Below are 18,965 nucleotides of genomic sequence, written 5' to 3' on the forward strand. Positions count from 1 at the left end.
TTACCTACTTTCCTATTTTATAGAACTTAATAAATCAAACAATTGTTTATTGCTACTGTGCTCTTTCTCAACCACAACGTCAGCAAAAGCTTGTGCTTTTTTAATCTCATCAGCATTATCACTTCTAAGTATTAAAACAACTTCTAAGGCTACTTCCTTAAATTTAGATTTTTCATAAAAAATCATGTGTTTATATGAGCCAAAATTTTCCTTAATAAATTCTTGAAAATTTTGTTTATAACTAATTGATTGCAAATAATTAAGAGCTGAAATATTGGCAGATGTGAGCACAATATAATTTTCACCAGCAGCTTTAATATTTACATTTTTAAGCACATCTATAAGTTCTTTGTATTCCTTGTTATCAGACAAGTTCACTAAATAATTTAAAGTCATCGAAGCACTTTTTAACTGTTGCTGATCAGACAAAATTAAAGCACTTTTTAGTTGCTCAACACTAAACTTCGGAGTAAATTCCTTAGCATCATCAAAACTTTTATCATATTTTGGAAACAACTTAATTTTTGGTTCATCGTCATCAAACTGAGTAAGGTCAATTTCACTTGTGTTAATTAATGGACTTTCTTCTGAAAAATCACTTTCAGAATCGCCTTGCTCATTTGTTAATATGTCGCTAGAAAGAATGTCATTTATTGATGAATCATTATTAGATTCAAGCACAATTTCTTGTGTCTGACTTAATATCTCATTTATGCTATCAATTCTAGCTTTCTTTTCATCTTTATCAACTTGCATTATTACCTGTTCCTTTTTTTCTTCTTTAGGCTCTATTTCCCTAGCCATTTTGACTAAGTACAATTCAATTAACTGGAATAAATTGCCACTAGCGTAGTACATTTCTTTGGCTAATTTATAGAGTAATTCAGAAGAATTCACTGCGTATCGTAAATCAAACTCCAGTGTATTAAACTGATCTAGTGTCAAAATTTCAAACAGTGAATCTTTATAAGTTTTTTCATAGATTATAAAGTCTTTAAAAATAGATAATAAGCTTTCGACAAGCTGCTTAGGATCAATACCGCCATTTTTTAAATCCTGGAGTAACATCAATGCTTCTTCAGGCTTGCCATTATATAAACTGTTAATGATTTTTATCAAATTGTCATTACTAGTTATGCCAAATGAATACATAACGTCTGAGAATTTTATATAACCATTACCATATGCATTAGCTTGATCAATAATTGACAAAGCATCTCTCATACTTCCTACTGCTAATCTTGCAATATAAGGCAATGCTTCTGCATCATACTTTATGTCTTCTTGTTCTAAAATGCTTTTAATTTGCTTAACAAGAGTGTCATTACTCATTCTTCTAAAATTAAATCTTTGCACCCTAGATAAAATTGTTAAAGGTATTTTTTGAGGATCTGTTGTTGCAAAAATGAAAATAACATGTGCTGGTGGCTCTTCTAATGTTTTTAATAAAGCATTAAAAGCTCCTTTAGAAAGCATATGAACTTCATCAATTATGTAAATTTTATAATTGCCTGCTGAAGGTAGGTGCTGAATTTTGTCTCTAAGTTCTCTAATTGAATCTACACCATTATTTGATGCAGCATCCATTTCAATAATATCAATAGTATTGCTGCCATTTTCTTCACATATTTGGCATAGCTTGCTATAGTCATCATTGTTATGATAACAGTTGATTAAATTTGCAAAAATTCGAGCAACCGAGGTCTTTCCAACACCTCTTGGGCCACAAAATAGATATGCATGGCTTATTTTTCTGTTTCTTATAATGTTTTTGAGTGTTTGAATAATGTAATCCTGCCCTTTTACATCATCAAAACACTTAGGTCTATATTTTCTATACAATGCTTTATAAGACATACATTACCCCAAAAAGATGCTTTATTTTAAATATTATAATATATTAAATTGTATTGATTTGTATATTGAATTCACCTTTTATTATCATTTCCATATAGCTAACACACTAGTAATAAATAAGTATAATTCAATAAGAATTTTGAAAATTATTTTTTGTATATAAATCAACATAAATTTTAAGCATCTAATTTACCAAAATAACTATAAAACAGTGAAATAGGCAAATTATAACTACCAGAAAGGCTGAGTAATGGAGTTTAAAGAATTATTTATTATCCTGGCTATTCTTTTTTCCTTGCATGCAACAATTCTGATTTTGCTGCTTTCGTCAAAAGCTAAGCATTTTCATGCCAAAATAACTTATGCAAAAAAATACCTAATAAAACATAAAATCAAGGTTAATAATATGTTTTTTGAAGAGGCTAATTCTATATTAAGAATTGCTCTCATTATTAGCATTGTGCCCTTAATCATTAACTTCCTTTTGATTATTATTTCAGTGTTTTTAGCTAAAAACACACATGATAATGCAGATAGCCTTTTCAAAGTTGCAATTCTTTTCATTGTGCTCTTTGGCATCATTGATCTTGCCTTTTTTGCTTATGTTATAGTGCTGCTAGTAAAATTTTTAAAGTGAAAAAAACTAAATTCTTTAAACCCAGATTGAGTTGAGTTAACCCAGCTTTTTGACAAAGAAGTTATTTGCGAGCAAGTTGACGTAGTTCATTCAAAATATACTTTCCAATATTCAAAATTATCATTTAGCAATACAGTAGATTCAATTAAAGACAAAAATATAGAAAAATATATCTACTACTGACTAGTGCAAGATTATGACAGGCTAAGAGTAAATAACAAAATTGCTAACATTAATATGTTTTATGACCTATATCATAGATATATTGAGCATAAGTAACTCTTGTGCAAATATACCCATAAATATACCTTCCCGGGACTTAAAGCCCTTTTTTATTGCCTTATTTATAATAAAATTTAAATAGCTGTCATATATTAGATATGACTTTGCACGGAGAACAAAATATGAAAAAAACTATTTTAATAGTTATTGACGGGCTAGGTCTTAGAGAACAAAAGCAAGGTAATGGATTTAAGTTAGCAAACACACCTACTTTTGATATGCTTTTTAGCCAATATCCTAACAGTATAATACAAGCTAGTGGTGAATTTGTTGGCTTGCCAGCAGGACAAATGGGTAATTCTGAAGTAGGTCACCTTAATATAGGAGCTGGCACAGTTGTTTACACTGGCTTAAGCTTAATTAATAAGGCAATTAAAGACGGAGAATTTGAAAAAAATCCTGTGTTTAACGAAATATTTAAAGACGTTAAAGACAAAAACACTACTTTACACTTAATGGGCTTGTTAAGCCCTGGTGGTGTGCACTCACTAGAAGATCATTTATTTAAATTACTTGAAATGGCGCATAATTATGGGCTTAAAAAGGTGTCTGTTCATCCTATTGGAGATGGAAGAGATGTTGCGCCAAAGTCAATAATTCCATCATTAGAGAAATTGCAAGCTTTATGCGATGAATATGGCTATAAAATAGCCACAATCGGCGGAAGATTCTATGGCATGGATCGTGACAAAATGTTCAACAGAGTAGAAGTTCACTATGAAGCCATGATTGGCAAAGCAGAAAATAAATTTACAAATGTAATTGACTATGTCAAAAAACAATATGAGGAAGGAATAAGCGATGAATTTTTCATTCCAGCATGCAACAAGGATGCTGAATTTATCAAAGATAATGATTCGATAATATTCTTTAACTTTAGACCTGACAGAGCAAGACAGCTTACACACTTGTTTATTGGCTCGGACTTATATGACGCTAAGCCTAAACATCCTGTACATATATCAAAATTTGCTTCATTAATGAAATATGAAGGCATTAACACATTAGTTGCTATTCATGAAATGGAAGTTAAGATGCCAATTGGCAAAGTTTTAGAATTAGCAAACTTGTCACAACTTAGAGTTGCTGAAACTCAAAAATATGCCCATGTAACTTATTTTATGGATGGTGGCGTTGATGTTGTGTTTAAAAACTCAAAACGTATAATGGTGCCATCATTAAAGGTTGAAAGCTATGCTGACGCTCCTCAAATGTCAGCTAAAGAAATTACTGATGAGCTTTTAGCTAACTGCTTAAACTATGATGTAACAATTATGAATTATGCTAATCCCGATATGGTTGGACACACCGGCAATTTAGAATCAACTATCAAAGCAGTATCATTTTTAGATTCGCAAATAAAAAGAGTAATAGACTTTGCAAACGAAAACAATATAACTGTTTTTATTACTGCTGATCATGGTAATGCGGAAATAACTGAAGATGAAAACGGCAATCCTGCTACGAAGCATACAAAAAGTCCAGTAATGCTTATTTGCAGTGATAAAAGTATAAAATTGAAAGATGGAAAACTAGCTAACATTGCCCCAACTATTTTAGATTACATTAATGTTGCTAAACCAATTGAAATGGATGAAGAATCGTTAATTGAAAGATAATTATGAAGATTAAGAGAATAATATTTAGTGATGTAGATGGCACAATTTGCTCTTTCCCGGATAAAAGAGAGAATCCAGAAACCAGAAAAAGTATTTTAGAAGCAGTTGAAAACGACAATATAACTCTTGTGCTAAACACTGGTAATCCGCCACTTCCAAAAATGCTTAAAATGGCTCATGAATTAAAGGCTAAATATATTATTGCTGCTAATGGTTCAGCAATTCTTGATATTGAAAGCAAAGAGTACTTGTATGAATCAGAACTAAGTTCTGATATTGTTTCTGCAGTATTAGACATAATCAAAAAATATGATGAATCTGCCTGTTTCTTTGGTAAAAACGGCTACTACATGGTTACAAGCAACCAAAAAGTAAAAGATTTTTTAACTGAATTTTTTGAATTCCCGGGCTGACTAGATGAAGATGAAAAAATCATTAGCAACATATTCAAAATTGAAATTTATCCTAATCCTGAAAATAAAGAAAAAATTGTAGCTGATATTCATAATTTAAGCATCCAGGCTGACCTTGCTGTCATGGGAATGCATATGGAACTAACAGCGCCGGGCGTTAATAAAGGAACAGGGGCACTATGGTTATGCAATCATTTAGATGCTGATCCTAATTACTGCATGAGTATTGGCGATAGTAACAATGACTTAACAATGCTTAAAGCAATTGGCTTTTCATATGCTATGGACAATTCGCCAAAGAGTGTTAAGGAGGTTGCAAAATACTACACAAGTGATGTTATGCAAAATGGCTTAGGAGAAGCCATCCAAGATTATATATTTAGAACTAAATTCGATATTCTTCGTCAAGCAAATGAAGACAAATTAGAGAAACAAAAAATTAAAGAAGCTAAAAACGCATTCTATCGTGCCAAAGCACAAGAAAAATAATTGCAACTTTACAATCGACCATTTAGGCTGTTTTATAGGGTTAAATGGTCGATTTTTTAAGTAGGAAACATTCATTATTTATCATTCAGCATAACATTTTCAACTATTGATTCTCAGTATTTTATATTTTAGCAGTTCATCATTAGTATAATTTATATAGTTATTCATTAACTTTTCAGGATTTGGTAATTATGAATCTAAATAATAATAAAAATGTGCTTCAATTTACAGACCAAAAAGACAGGTTTTTTAGATGAGAAGAGTGATTCCACTATATGAGTCTTAAAAAATCTGTATGAAACATTCTTCTTTGAGTTTTCCTTTCCTCTTTATTCCTTAGTTTGCTTATTATATTTCTTACTTTAATTGCAGTATTTTCAAGTGAATCAGTCAAAAAGCCTGGAATTATTTTTGTTATTGCGTTAACTAGCATAATTCTTTTATTTTTAACACTTAGCTTTGGACTCTGGGCGCAAATGAAACAAACTATTTGAAATGCAAGAAAATATAGCGATTTAAAACTTGCTAAATATTTTTTAATGGTTGCCATTGTTTTGAATCCGTTTTTTCTGATTTACTTAAGCATTATCAACAAACGTCAAAATAATCTCAAGCACACAAGTAGTTTTAATATTAAATTTCTAAAAGAAAGCAGATCATTATCAAATGACCAAACCCAAACTATTTCAACAAAGTATGATGAAGAATATGGCTATACAAACACTTATGAAGCACAAATAAACAATTTATCTAGCAATAATAAAGTAAAATCTAGAAAATATGTGACAAATAACTATGATGATTCATATAACCAAAAGCACTATGAAACAGGTAGCTATGACGCATCTAATAAGAAAAGGCATAAGCCTGATAAATAAAAAAATAATTAGGCCGAATGTTTTAGAGAACAATCAAACTTTTCGATCACGCACCTAAGACCACAATAAAAACCACTAAAACACAACTAAAAAAACTGGCAGAGCTGTCAGTTTTTTGGTAACTAATTATATGGCCGATGGTAAGGGATTTGAACCCTTGAATGATTTGCATCATTATCTGTTTTCGAGACAGACCTCTTCAGCCACTCGAGCAACCATCGTTTTTCATAAATCTTTTAAATTATAATTTAAAATATTAATAATATACAAACTTAAGGAGTTCTTATGGATGGAACATTAACAATGTGAATAATTTTAGGTGTTCTTGTAGGGATAATTTTAGCTATGTTTATCATTAGTTCTGCTAAGAACAAAATAAACAAGAAAAGAAAAGAAAAGCAAGATGCTGAATTTAGAAAAAAAGCTGCTGAGTATGCCAATTTAATAGCCATCAGGATAAAATGCTTAATGGATATTAATGAGGAATTCTTACAAAAATTTGAACCTTCAATCGGAGCATTTAAAATGCGGGACATTGTTTCTGTTGCTAACAAATACTTAAAAACTATTGAAGATGATCTAGAATTCAAAGAATATATTATCTCATCAGACACCAATTCTGAATTTTTAAAAGACTTTATTACTCTGACTCATACTAGATGCAACAACTGATCTAGTCAATGTGATTTTATCAAGTTCAAATTAGAGAGAACGATTGCAGATATAGATTCAGAATATGTTGCAGAAAGAGTTGCCCAAGAAACCCTTAAGATTCGTGAATTTTATGAAAAGGGGCTAATTACAAATGAACTTGCCTAATAAACTTACTCTTTTAAGAATGATTTTATTTATCCCGCTATTAGTATTAGTTATCTTATATGGTGTTTTAATTCAACGCCACATAGTTGTTTATAAAATAGCTGGTAGGATATTATTAAGCTTAATTTTAGCTATATTTATAGCAGCAATGATTACTGACTACCTTGATGGCTGATTAGCTAGAAAAAACAAGCAAGTAACTTCATTTGGGAAGCTATTTGATCCTATTGCCGATAAATTAATTGTCACAACTACCTTAATTTCGCTTTCAATTTTTGGCTTTATTCCTTTATGAATAACAATTTTATTTGTTGCTAGGGACTTGATTGTTGATGCTATAAGAGTTCTGATGGCTCAAAATAATATTGATGTCAAGGCATCAATATGGGGTAAGCTAAAAACTTTGACTCAAACAATTGCTATTATAATTGTGCTTGTTGTAGCAGTTGCCTTTAATTTCTCACTTGTTTCAAACTGAAAAGATTGATTAATTTTATATGCAATCAATATTCCAATGCTACTTGCCCTATTCTTTAGCATCTTCTCAGGCTATAAATACTATCAATCTATACGTTCATATATAAAGACAAAATAGCCCAATTTGTCTGTTTCATAGTAATAAAAATCAGCCTAGTCGCTGATTTTATTTTACTGAAATAAAGAAGTAAACCATTGCTACAAGTGTGCCCACAAATGAAATACTATCATGTCTGTCCATAAGCCCGCCATGGCCTAAAAGTATTTTAGAATAATCCTTTGTAGCATTTAGTCTCTTTAAATATGAAAAATATAAGTCGCCCGCTACTGAAGCAAAAGGAGTAATTGAAAATACAAATGTTTGTGGAATAACTTTATTTTCCATTAAACCTAAACCGAATATCATTCCTGCTGCAAATATTCAACAAGCTATAACTCCAACTATAAAACCTTCTCAAGTTTTCTTTGGCGAAATATTTGGAGCAAAACTAGCCTTAATTCATTTTTTACCAAAGAACTTACCACCAAAAAATCCACCAATATCAGCCAGCGAAGGAGCTAGTAAGATAAATAGTACAATCATTCAGTCTCTAAATGTTGCCAAAAGTAAAAATATGATTGAATTTATAACATAAAAAAATGAAAACCAAATATGAACAAAACGCAAGAATCTGTCTCCTGCTGTCATGTTGGTTCTGCTTTGCAGCTCAATCAAAACAAATATCAAAGCAATAACAGAAATTATTAATAACGATTGTCAATTAAAAACAGAATTTTTAATCAGTATAAGCAATTGAGTTCTATCAAACGAGCCAGGCTTTAATAAAGTCTCTGCTGTGTCTATAGGCATAAAAGTCATTAAAGCTGCTAGCATTGAGACAAAAATTCTAAAAACTAGTTTCACACCAAAAGCATTTAAAATTTCAAATGATAAGATAAAGACAGCAGCTGTTGCCATTATATAAGCAGCAATCCTGGCTTCATAGTGGCTTGCACCAAAAATCGCAAATGGAATTATGGCGCTTGCAATTATTAAAACTCCAACAACAGCTGGCAAAACTCTTTCTTTTAATATTTTCATATCTTAATATTATATTTGTATATTTGAATATTAATAAATTAGTAATATAGTTTTATAAATTCTTAAAGTAAAAAGCGCCTTTTTTGAGTATCGGAAAAATAATACCAATTTTTGGAAGTTCTAACAAGAGAATGACTAAAAGAGTAAAAAAAAATAAAGAAAAGATACTTTTGAGTACTCAAAAGTGCGGAATTTTGTGTTGATGTTAATTTTTATTGCATTTGCTTAGCACATTTAAAGCCAGAAATTCCTTTATAAATTCTTGGGTGTGAATTTATAAAATCTGCTATTGGTTTTAGATCTTGACCAACATATCTATCTATAGATTTTCCTTTTGGAACGTATCTTCTTAATAGTCTATGAGCATTTTCGATACTACCTTTTTCTGATGATGAATAAGGGTGGCAATGAAAAATTTCTCTGATATATTCTATCTCTGGAAGTTTGTAATTTTCACTTCCGTTATCAATAGTTAATGTGTCAATAATAAGATTATTGTTCTTAATCAATTTCTCTAAATTTTCTTTTATTGCTTTTGCATTTCTTCTAGATAGAGTGCAATAAAACATTCTAGATTTTCTGTTGATTAATGTAAGAATGCAATAATTATCAGATCTTAAACCAATTACAGTGTCCATTTCATAATCGTTGTCATTTAATCTTAAATTAACTGATTCTGGACGTTCAGTAATAAGTTTGCCTATTGTCTTTTTCTTGGTTTCGTGCTTTACAGTTGTGCGGCTTCCATATTTGCCATTTGATTTATATGGAAGAATATCTAATTTTAGACCAAAAGTACTATGTTTAGCCAATATACGGTAAAAGTTTTGAACTGATGGAATATATGAATTCTGAAGTTTTCCTTGTGCTTCTAGTTTTCTTATGTATTTAAAAATAATGCTAGCAACAGACTGTTTAACGGCTTTATTTTCCAAGTTAAAACTATTTCTATTCTTTAAATAAAAGTATAGTAACTGCTCGTAAAACTTAAAAAAGTCAATGTGCTTCATCAGCAATTTAGGATTGTTTTCTAATCTTTTTGAATCGTTCCTTGTTTCAATTAAGTTTAAAAATTTGAGAGCACTAATTACATATATCGTTTTGCCTTTTAAATCCATACCACACAATTTACATTTCTTTTGGTATTTAGCATAACCACGCTTTGTCTCAATTTTAATTCTGTCAAATAAGTTATAAATTGATCTTGATTTAAACCCTACGATGTTAGAAACAGTTTTCATATCATAGCCTGCAATTAGTCTTTCAAGAATTTCTTTAAGTCTTAATGGGCTAATGTTATTTTTATTGGTTTTGAGATTTGACTTAGTTAGTATTTCATCTCAATGTGTTTCATCAATCACATAATGTACATAATTAAACTTGTACTTGCTGTGCAAATTTAGTTTTTTTTAAACAAGCATATGTCAGTTGAATAACTAGTATTTTTGTCATTGCTAATCATATATAATTTAAAAGCCTTTCTTTTTAAGTTAGTTACTCAAATTTTAACAAAAGGCAATAGAAAGCACCGCAAGTTAACTTGTGGTGCTTTTTACTTCGTTAATGAATATAGTAATATAGTTTTTTTATAGATTTAAATTGTTCTCTTAGAGCAATTAAAGCTGGATACATTGCAAATAATAACATTCCACCTAGAATTGGCTCAGAAATAATATTAAATAGCCTTACAAATAATCAAACAGCAATTGGAGGCACACCATTTTTGCCAAGATCACCAGGCCTAATTAATTCATGTAAATATTGTGCAAAGAACACAAAATAATGATTTAACATAGTTGAAATTACACCTAAAAGTGTTAATTTTCAAACAGCTGGCTTTTTAAAAACATTAAATACTCAAAATAAAACATAAACTCCGAGAGCAACCTCAACTCTTGGTATGACTGAAAGATCAAAATATTGATATTTAGGAATTCCATAAATATAGGCAGCAAATCAAGAAGATAAGCCAAAAAATAGTCCGACAGAGATATTTCCTACAAACCCTAAGTGGAATGTAGCAATAACTGTTAGCGCCGCAAGGTAAGTTATTTGCGTATATCCTAAGTTTAAATATCCAATATTTGGCACTGTTGCACTTAAAATAAACCAAGCTAAATAAATACTTAAATTAGCCATTAAATATGTTGTGTTGCTGCTAGAATATCTAAATTTTCATCTACTTTTAACAGCACTAGAGCTATTATTATTCACTTTTGTTATCATGCAATAATGATAATACTTTTTTATTTTTTTGTACTGTTAAATTTATTTTTAAATGAAAAATATGGCTATTTTATAGGCGTATTAATAATTTGCAAAATAAAAAAGCCCTCTGGCTTTAATTTTCATAATTGCTAAAATTTAACTAGTGAAACTATTTCAATTCCGTCTTCATTAATGCTGTCTCTACCATTTAAATCAGTTAGCTCTAAAAGTATAATAACTTTTTTTATAATAGCTCCTTGCTCTTTAAGAAGCTTAATTATGGCTTTAATTGTGCCCCCAGTAGCTAAAACATCATCAACTATTGCTACTGTTTGACCTTTTTTAATAAAGCCTGCCTGAATTTGTAAAATATTATTACCATACTCTAGATCATATTCTCTAGAAATTACCTTCCCTGGTAATTTCCCTGGCTTTCTAACCATAATAAAAGGTTTTTTAAGTACAGCTGCTGTAGGGGTTCCAAATAAAAAGCCTCTGGCATCAGGCCCAACTATTACATCAACATCCTTAGCAACATCAGCCATGCTTGTGATTGTATAATTAAGCGCTTCACCATCAGCTAAAAGTGGTGAAATATCTTTGAATAAAATTCCTGGCTTAGGAAAGTTTTTTACATCTCTAATATATTTTTTTAAATCCATATTTTCCCTTTAAAGTTGTTTTATAGGCCTAAACAGAAACTGGAACTTCTTCAAAGAACACTAAAACATCATCTTCTTTAATGTCGTTAAATTTCTTAATGTGTGTACCAAAATCCTTGCCTTTTTCAACTACTTTTAAGTCATTTGCTTCACGCCTTAAAGTTTCAACAATGCCTTCATGAATCATTTTTTTATTTCTAAATATTTGAACCTTACAACCTACTTTTACAACACCTTCATCTTGCATACAGCCAGCAATAGTACCAATTTTTGAGTAATAAAATAGCTTAATACAGTGCGCAGAGCCAATTTTTCTTTCTTCATAAACAATTGGCTTTTCGCCGTCAAGAATGTTTTGCATATCTTCAATAATCTTATAAATTACATCATAAGACATAATTTTTATATTACTTTGCTTTGCAGTTTGCTTAATATTTGGTGATACTTTAACATTAAAAGCAATAATAATTGCATTTGAAGCCTGTGCTAATAATAAGTCGCTGCTAGAAACTTGCCCAACTTGTGCACCAATAACTCTAATTGTTGCTTCTTCATTTTCCATTACAGAAAGCTTATTTTTAATAGCTTCAGCAGTTCCTTGCACGTCTGAACGAATAATAACGTTGAATACTTTTTTACCTAGCTCAACATTATTTAATTGAGTTTTTTCATATAAGTTATGATTTTTATCAATTTGAGCTTTGTCTAAAGCTAATTTTTTAGCATACTTTTCATCTTCAAAACCAATAAATCTATCCCCAGCTAATGGAGAGTTATTTAATCCAGCAATCTTAACAGGTGTTCCAGGAAGCACTTCATCAATAAATGCTCCGCCAGGGCTTTTCATACTTCTTACTTTTCCATAGCATGAGCCAGCAACAATGAAATCACCTTTATATAAAGTTCCATTTTCAACAATAATTGTGGTTACAACACCAACGCCTTTGTCAACTTTGCTTTCAATTACAGTTCCAACAGGATAACGAGAAGGATTAGCTTTTAAATCTAATAAATCCGCAAGCAAAATAATTGCTGAAAATAATTCTTCAATTCCTTGACCTTTAAGTGCAGAACCATAAACAATTTGAGTATCGCCGCCAAATTCTTCAATAAGAACATCATTTTCCATCAGTTCTCTTTTAATTTTTTCCAAATTCTTTTGTGGCTTATCCATTTTGTTTACAAAAACAATTAAAGGTACATTTGCCGATTTAGCGTGCATTATAGCCTCTTTAGTCTGAGGCATAACTCCATCATCAGCTGCTACGACCAAAATAATAATGTCAGTAATCTTGGCTCCACGAGAACGCATTTTACTAAATGCTTCGTGGCCAGGAGTGTCAATAAAGGTTATTTTTTCGCCTTTATGAGAAATTTGATAAGCACCAGTGTGTTGGGTAATTCCTGAACTTTCAGTGCTTACTACATTGGTTTTTCTAATATAGTCAATTAGTGAAGTTTTACCATGGTCAACGTGACCCATAACTGTAATAATTGGAGGGCGCTTAACTAATAAGCTTTTATCATCATTAAATTTGACTTCATTTAAAAAGTTTCCAGCATCAATGTTTTCTTCTTTTTTAAAATCAAGTCCTTTTTCCATGCATATTTCAGCAATTTCTTCTTCTTCTAAAATGTGGTTAATTTGATAGAACTTACCTCTAAGTAAAAATCTTTTAATTAGATCGTTTGCATTCATTTTAATTTTTTCAGCAAACTCTCCTAAAGGCATTCTATTTGTAAAAATAAATGTTCCATTAACGATTTCAGTCTTAATGTCTGAAAGTTGTTCTTTAACCACACTTGTGTTACTTAATCTATTCTTTTTAGCCATTTCCCCTCCTTCAATTCAGCTTCTATTCTTTCATATACTTCTTTTGGAACAGCAGTCCTAAATGTTTTGTTCAAACATTTTTTTCTAACAACAGTATTTCAGTTTTCCTCTGTCGCTATAAAATAGGCTCCTCGGCCTTTTAGCTCTCTGTTGACATCTAGTTTAATTAGATTTTCATTCTTATTATAATCAAATCTGAGCATTTGATTCTCAGGTACTATAAGTCCTGATGCAATACACCTGCGACTAAAGCCTTCATTTTTCTTATCACTCTTCATTTTCAATGTCACTTAAATCGATTCCACTGTCTAAACCAAAACTACTTAAATCTTTGTCAACTTTAAAGTTTTTAGCGACTTCTTTGGCTTTTTTATAGTCATTAGCAGTCAATTTTTCTTCTTTTTGAATTTCGTTTAATTTTTCATCAATTGAACGTTCATCAGATTCAACATTTTCTTTAACTGATTCACTGTTATATTGTTGAATTAGTTCATCAAACTCCATATTTTGACTATTGCTTTCATCAAAAAATGCTTGTTCTTGCTCTCTGAAAGCCAAAATGTCTTTATCAAACCCTTCAAGGCTCAAGTCAAGATTTTCAAAGTACGAATTTGTTTTTCTTCTATTATTGTTAAATGCTCTTGCTGGAGCTTTTTTAGTGGCTCCATATCTTCTAAATGAATTAAGCGACTCTTCCACTTCAGCAATTTTACTTTCATCAAAAAGAATATTTTTTAGCTTAGCTTCTTCAACTGTAATAATGTCTAAATTAGAATGAGATACCTTAGAAGCTAACATTGTATTAGCACCTTTTTTACCAATAGCTGCAGATAAGCCTGCCTTTATTGTAATAACATAAAATGAATTTTGACTTTCATTTTTAGGCACAATGTCAACTACTTGTCCAGGAAGCATACATCTACGAATAAATTCTTTTTTGTCGCTTGTGTAAACAATGACATCAAATTTTTCCATATCTGCCTGATTTACACCTTGATTCATCTCACTAATGATTAAATTAATTCTTGAAGAATCTTGACCAATTATTGCACCATATACATCTAAGTGCTCATTGCCTGCTGAAGCATTAAACACTGCCTTAGTTCTTTCTCCGGGTATTCTTTGAACATTAACTATTTCAATTAATCCGCTGCTAATTTCTGGAATATTGTTGTACAAAATCTTTTCAATAAGCTTTGGTGAATCTAATGAAACAGTAATTTGACTTAATTTTGTATCCTTTTCAACTCTTTCAATTACAACATCCCCATATGATCCAGGATTAATAACTCTTTTAGCACTTACATAATTAGCAGGTAAGTGAGCTATAACTCCATCATCAACAATTTGCACATTTCATGAGCCTTTTGAGTTCTTAGAAATAAAAGTAACCTTTACAGTTTCGCCAATTTTTTCTAAATATTTTGTATATACAATTGACTTTTGAAGCTTTTTTATAGCCTGCAAGATAGATGATTCAATAATTTTAGGTGTCTTTTGTACTACTGGATTTGTTGACTTACTTAAAGCTAATAAATCGATTTCAATTTTGATAGTATCATCAACATTTACATCACTTTTTACCTTTTTAGCTACTGACAAAGGCACATTGTATAGCATTAGTGAAACTTTATCAGATTCACTTAAATCATCGAATTCACTATCATCAACAACTATTGCTTCAGTGTTATAAACATGCACTTCTTTGTTTTCTTCATCAATTTCAAAAACAATATTAGCTTCTGGATCAATGTTTTTTTGCACAATTCTTGTTACTTCTTCAGAAAATATATCAGCTAAAACTGATAATTCTAATTTTTCTTTTTCATTGTAACCTTTGATAATCTCATATCAAATTTTAGGTGCATTCATTAATTCACTATTTTTCTTAACAGACATACTTCTCCTATTTATTCCTGCTTGCATATTCTATATTTATGCTTATTTTTTTTATATTTGCTTTTTCAATTTCAACTTTTCTAAACTGTCCCTTGCAATTTCACTTTAGTAATATTGACTCAGGATTATTCTCTAATATTTCGCCAGTGTAAAAGTCTAATTTATTAACATTTTTATTTAACTTTACGTCAACTATTTCACCAATATGATTTCCCAATTCATCTGTTTCATAGTCCATTTTGAAACCGGGTGAACTTATTGACAATGAATCAAAATCAAATTCTACATTTAATGAATCGATATAATCATTAACTATTTTTGTAAGCTCTTCAATATCTTTAAGATCTCTACTTGATGCTATAACTTCTAATATTAATAGCCCATCTTCATTAACTATTTTCACATCATTAATTTTGTTGCCAAACTTTTCTACTAGCAAGCTTTTTCAGTTCATATTTCTCCATACTAAAATAATAAAGAGTTGGATCTCTCCAACTCGTATATTAATTACGAATGCAATTATTATAGCAAACTTTAATGTTTTTTATACAAAACAAACTAAGAAGTTAGTTGATTAATAAATATAAGTTATAGACTGCTAAATCTACATTTTAGCCTTCTCTTTTTCACCCTTTATATGACAAATTCTGCATCTAGCTTCATATTCAGAATCGCCTAATAAATTAAGTTCATCACTTTTAACTTTTCTAAACGAAAATCCGGCATCAGATTTGCACTCTAAACAAACTGCTTTTAGTTTTAAAATACTATCAGCAGAAGCTAAAACCTTTGCCATAACATCAAATGGCCTTCTTTTAAAATCCATATCAAGCCCAGAGCATATTACTCTTACACCTTTATAAATTAACTCTTCAATGACAGATAAAATATCTTCATCCATAAAATTAACTTCATCAATAGCTACACACATATATTTAGGACTTCAGTGATCTAAAATCTCTTTAGAACTGCTGACATTAATTGCTTTATGCTTTGCTCCTGTTCTGCTAACTATCTCATTGTCTGAAAACCTTGTGTCAAATTTAGGCTTTATTACCAATGAATTTATTCCTGCAATTTTAAGAATATTAATTCTTTTTAAAAGCTCTTCTGTCTTGCCAGAAAACATAGGGCCTGTTATTACTTCTAGTTGACCTAACCCATTTTTTAAATACATTGCTAAATCCTCTTTATAAAAATGATGAAATTAAAAAAGAATCTTGGCCTTAAAACAATGATTCTTTTTTTAATTATTCTAAAGTAAGCTTAGTTCGGTTAAAGTCTTAACCATAATGCCTTGTGGCACTTCACTAATTTCAGCTGTGCCAGCTACATCAAGATGGATGTGTTCAACACCTTCTGTAAATTCAGCTAAAAACATAGCCGCAGAACATGACCCTGCATTTCCTGAAAAGTCTGTGTTTTTTAAGTCAGCCACTTTTGATGACTTAATGTTTTTTGCAAATGCTTTATCAAGTGGCATTCTTCAAATTAATTCATTAGCGTTGTCAGCAGCTTTTTTGATATCTTCTCAAGCTTTATCACTTGTTGCTCATGTACCTGTGTATGTTTGACCTAAAGCAACAACCATAGCTCCAGTTAAAGTTGCTACATCAATTAATCTAGTTGCATTAAGTACTTTTGCCCCATAAACAAGTCCATCGGCCATTACCAATCTTCCTTCAGCATCAGTGTTGTTAATTTCAACACTTTTACCATTCATAGCAACTCATACTGAATCAGGAAGTGAAGCATCGCCATTAACTCTGTTGTCTGTAATACACATAATTGCAGCTACATTTTTCTTAGGTTTTAATTGCGCAATAGCTTTCATTGTTGCCGCAACAATAGCCGAACCAGACATATCAAATTTCATTGATACCATTGATCTAGAAGGTTTTAATGAATAACCACCTGAATCAAAAGTAATACCTTTACCAATCATTACAGTTTTTTCTTTTGAATCTTTGTCGCCATTGTATTCAATAACAACAACTCTAGGTTCATAAACACTTCCCTTATTTACAGAAAGTAAAAGTCCCATTTTAAGCTCTTCAATTTCTTTTTTCTTTAAAACAGTAACTTTTAAGTTTTCATATTGTGCTAAGTCTTTAGCAACTTTCTCAGCTAAAAATTCAGAGTTACAAATGTTAGGCGGCATAATTTGTAAATCACGCGCAAAGTTTGTTGCTCTAGCTAAAACAAGTGATTTATTAAATTGCTCACTAACTTCACTAGTTACTTTTTCAATAAAAGGAATTAATTCAACTTCTTCTTTTTCATCTTTTTTTCTAGCTGAATATATTTCACCTTTGGCAAAGTATACTGCTCTAACAAAAGCATCAGTAACTTTAGCTAAAGGAAGTTTTTCAGTTGCAAATGAAGCTAAATCAACTTGATAATTTCTATTAGCATTTGCCGCTAAGCCTTTAAAAAAGCCTTCTAGGTCAGAAAACGATAAAGTTTCTCTTTTACTAAAGTATGCCAAAGCTTCATTTTTTTCATGATATTCAGTGATGCTACTGTCTTTTTTAATTAAAAAATTGCAACTTGTTTCTTCATCAAATGTTGCTTTAAGCAACATATTGTTATCTCTTTTTGATGTTATTGTTTCAAATAATTTCATAAAGCATCCTTTCACTAACTTCTGCTTATTTTCTTATTTTATCATTTTAATTTTCATATAATTACATCTAAAAAATTTATTATTTTCGGCATTTTTATGATAATAATATATTATTTTAAACAAAGGAATAAATATGAACAAGATACTAAACACAATAAAGAAAAAATGACATGATTTTTCATTTTTTCCTAAATTAACAATAAGAAAAATTTCTTTTGTTGGAATACTTATAGCAATCTCTGTTGTTATTTTTGTTGTCTTTGCTTCTTTTGTTCCTCTTATTTCAATCCCAACTTATAAAATTAGTTTTATAGGCTTGCCTATTAAAATTAGCGGACTAATTTTCGGGCCTTTAGTCGGTGGAACAGTTGGACTAATAAGCGACATAATCTCCTTTTCAATGTTCCCAACTTTCTATAATTTTTACTACACACTAGCTGCTATTGTTGATGGTGTAATTGCTGGTTTAGTAGGAATAATTTTCCTTAAAATCCTAAATTATGCCTTTGGTGGTCAATTTAGAGATGCTAGTTTTGATAATGCCATCTTTAAACAAAAAGAGCGTTTGTATAAACTAGTATTAGAAGATCCGCAAAGCCCAAAAATTTCTAAAATAAAGACAAAAATTATTATGCTTGGTGAACAACGTAAGAGTGCAAATGTTACTAACCAAGAAAAAAAGCTTCTTAATATCAACTTGCTCGCTGCATTATTATTAATTGTTTTAGCAATACTATTTATCTACTTTGTAGTATTCCGTGTTATTGATGATTCTACAATTAAGCAATTTAGCGTAATACCTAATAAAATAGGCTTATATGCCTTAATGACTTCTGGTTATTTAGCTATGTTTATCTTTTTAATAGTGGCTAGATTTAAAATGCATCCAAAACGTTTCTTAGTAATTATTCCGATAGTTATTTTCTCAGCGATAATTGAATTGATCAATGTACCACTGCTTTCTTTAGCTGACTATTCAACAACAGGGGCATCAAGCCAAGCCGGTTCAATAATAACTTATATGTTTCAACACATTGTCTTTAGCCCAATTAAAATATGATTTAATATGTTTGTTATATTCTTTACATACAATGTAATTAACCCACTAGTAAACAAAAACAGCGCTATTATGTACGAATAATAGGCTGTTTTTTATGCCTGTTTTATAGGCTTATAAGTTTAAC

18 protein-coding genes and 1 tRNA gene are annotated in these 18,965 nt (G+C 30.3%); 7 read left to right on the plus strand and 12 right to left on the minus strand.

Features of this window, described 5'->3' with window-relative positions:
• Positions 1-12: 12 nt before the first annotated feature.
• A complete protein-coding gene (gene dnaX, locus MAGA_RS03915) occupies positions 13-1,857 on the minus strand; it encodes a DNA polymerase III subunit gamma/tau (RefSeq protein WP_013022303.1) in 1,845 nt (614 codons plus the stop codon).
• Between the two features lie 250 nt (positions 1,858-2,107).
• Here dnaX and MAGA_RS03920 point away from each other — a divergent pair, with 250 nt between their 5' ends.
• The 4 genes from MAGA_RS03920 (at position 2,108) to MAGA_RS03935 (ending at position 6,175) form a co-directional block, all read left to right on the plus strand.
• Positions 2,108-2,773, plus strand: a complete 666-nt coding sequence (locus MAGA_RS03920) for an MAG0920 family protein (protein WP_013022304.1) — start codon at positions 2,108-2,110, stop codon at positions 2,771-2,773.
• 125 nt (positions 2,774-2,898) lie between these two features.
• Positions 2,899-4,395 (plus strand): 2,3-bisphosphoglycerate-independent phosphoglycerate mutase, encoded by a 1,497-nt coding sequence (gene gpmI / locus MAGA_RS03925; protein WP_013022305.1) that lies wholly within the window; start codon positions 2,899-2,901, stop codon positions 4,393-4,395.
• Between the two features lie 2 nt (positions 4,396-4,397).
• Positions 4,398-5,297: a Cof-type HAD-IIB family hydrolase gene (locus MAGA_RS03930; protein ID WP_013022306.1), complete on the plus strand. Its 900-nt coding sequence runs from the start codon at positions 4,398-4,400 to the stop codon at positions 5,295-5,297.
• 191 nt (positions 5,298-5,488) lie between these two features.
• The gene (locus tag MAGA_RS03935) at positions 5,489-6,175 is read left to right on the plus strand and encodes a hypothetical protein (RefSeq protein WP_013022307.1); all 687 of its coding nucleotides are present in this window, start codon (positions 5,489-5,491) and stop codon (positions 6,173-6,175) included.
• Positions 6,176-6,306: 131 nt separating this feature from the next.
• On the opposite strand, the gene MAGA_RS03940 is transcribed toward MAGA_RS03935, so the two are convergent.
• Positions 6,307-6,396: transfer RNA gene (locus MAGA_RS03940), tRNA-Ser, on the minus strand.
• A 64-nt stretch (positions 6,397-6,460) separates the two neighbouring features.
• On the opposite strand from MAGA_RS03940, the gene MAGA_RS03945 reads away from it, so the two are divergent.
• Together MAGA_RS03945 and pgsA are read left to right on the plus strand one after the other, a co-directional pair.
• Positions 6,461-6,994, plus strand: a complete 534-nt coding sequence (locus tag MAGA_RS03945; protein ID WP_013022308.1) for an MHJ_0274 family protein — start codon at positions 6,461-6,463, stop codon at positions 6,992-6,994.
• Positions 6,981-7,589, plus strand: coding sequence for a CDP-diacylglycerol--glycerol-3-phosphate 3-phosphatidyltransferase (gene pgsA, locus MAGA_RS03950; RefSeq protein WP_013022309.1), 609 nt, complete (start codon positions 6,981-6,983; stop codon positions 7,587-7,589). The genes MAGA_RS03945 and pgsA overlap by 14 nt, the downstream gene beginning before the upstream one ends.
• A 48-nt stretch (positions 7,590-7,637) precedes the next feature.
• Here pgsA and MAGA_RS03955 read toward each other — a convergent pair whose 3' ends face one another.
• The 10 genes from MAGA_RS03955 to MAGA_RS04000 all read right to left on the minus strand — a co-directional run bounded on the left by MAGA_RS03955 (position 7,638) and on the right by MAGA_RS04000 (position 17,781).
• Positions 7,638-8,552 (minus strand): phosphatidate cytidylyltransferase, encoded by a 915-nt coding sequence (locus MAGA_RS03955; RefSeq protein ID WP_013022310.1) that lies wholly within the window; start codon positions 8,550-8,552, stop codon positions 7,638-7,640.
• A gap of 212 nt (positions 8,553-8,764) precedes the next feature.
• On the minus strand, positions 8,765-9,793 hold the full coding sequence (locus MAGA_RS03960; RefSeq protein ID WP_013021693.1) for an IS30 family transposase: 1,029 nt from the start codon (positions 9,791-9,793) through the stop codon (positions 8,765-8,767).
• 319 nt (positions 9,794-10,112) lie between these two features.
• A complete protein-coding gene (locus tag MAGA_RS03965) occupies positions 10,113-10,778 on the minus strand; it encodes a hypothetical protein (protein WP_042509414.1) in 666 nt (221 codons plus the stop codon).
• Between the two features lie 131 nt (positions 10,779-10,909).
• Positions 10,910-11,422, minus strand: coding sequence for an adenine phosphoribosyltransferase (locus tag MAGA_RS03970; RefSeq protein ID WP_013022312.1), 513 nt, complete (start codon positions 11,420-11,422; stop codon positions 10,910-10,912).
• A 28-nt stretch (positions 11,423-11,450) separates the two neighbouring features.
• Positions 11,451-13,256, minus strand: coding sequence for a translation initiation factor IF-2 (gene infB / locus MAGA_RS03975; RefSeq protein ID WP_013022313.1), 1,806 nt, complete (start codon positions 13,254-13,256; stop codon positions 11,451-11,453).
• Positions 13,235-13,546: a YlxR family protein gene (locus MAGA_RS03980; RefSeq protein ID WP_013022314.1), complete on the minus strand. Its 312-nt coding sequence runs from the start codon at positions 13,544-13,546 to the stop codon at positions 13,235-13,237. The genes infB and MAGA_RS03980 overlap by 22 nt, the downstream gene beginning before the upstream one ends.
• A complete protein-coding gene (nusA, locus tag MAGA_RS03985; protein ID WP_013022315.1) occupies positions 13,521-15,155 on the minus strand; it encodes a transcription termination/antitermination protein NusA in 1,635 nt (544 codons plus the stop codon). The genes MAGA_RS03980 and nusA overlap by 26 nt, the downstream gene beginning before the upstream one ends.
• 7 nt (positions 15,156-15,162) lie before the next feature.
• Positions 15,163-15,609 carry a ribosome assembly cofactor RimP gene (locus tag MAGA_RS03990; RefSeq protein ID WP_013022316.1) on the minus strand — a complete coding sequence of 149 codons (447 nt, stop codon included), beginning with the start codon at positions 15,607-15,609 and terminating at the stop codon, positions 15,163-15,165.
• Between the two features lie 150 nt (positions 15,610-15,759).
• Complete coding sequence (locus MAGA_RS03995; protein WP_013022317.1) at positions 15,760-16,332, minus strand: thymidine kinase; 573 nt, start codon at positions 16,330-16,332, stop codon at positions 15,760-15,762.
• A 78-nt stretch (positions 16,333-16,410) separates the two neighbouring features.
• Positions 16,411-17,781: a M17 family metallopeptidase gene (locus MAGA_RS04000; RefSeq protein ID WP_013022318.1), complete on the minus strand. Its 1,371-nt coding sequence runs from the start codon at positions 17,779-17,781 to the stop codon at positions 16,411-16,413.
• Positions 17,782-17,914: 133 nt separating this feature from the next.
• On the opposite strand from MAGA_RS04000, the gene MAGA_RS04005 reads away from it, so the two are divergent.
• A complete protein-coding gene (locus tag MAGA_RS04005; protein ID WP_013022319.1) occupies positions 17,915-18,922 on the plus strand; it encodes an ECF transporter S component in 1,008 nt (335 codons plus the stop codon).
• Positions 18,923-18,965: the final 43 nt, after the last annotated feature.

The sequence above is a fragment of the Mycoplasmopsis agalactiae genome (assembly GCF_000089865.1).
GTDB classification, from domain to species: Bacteria; Bacillota_I; Bacilli_A; order Mycoplasmatales; family Metamycoplasmataceae; genus Mycoplasmopsis; species Mycoplasmopsis agalactiae_B.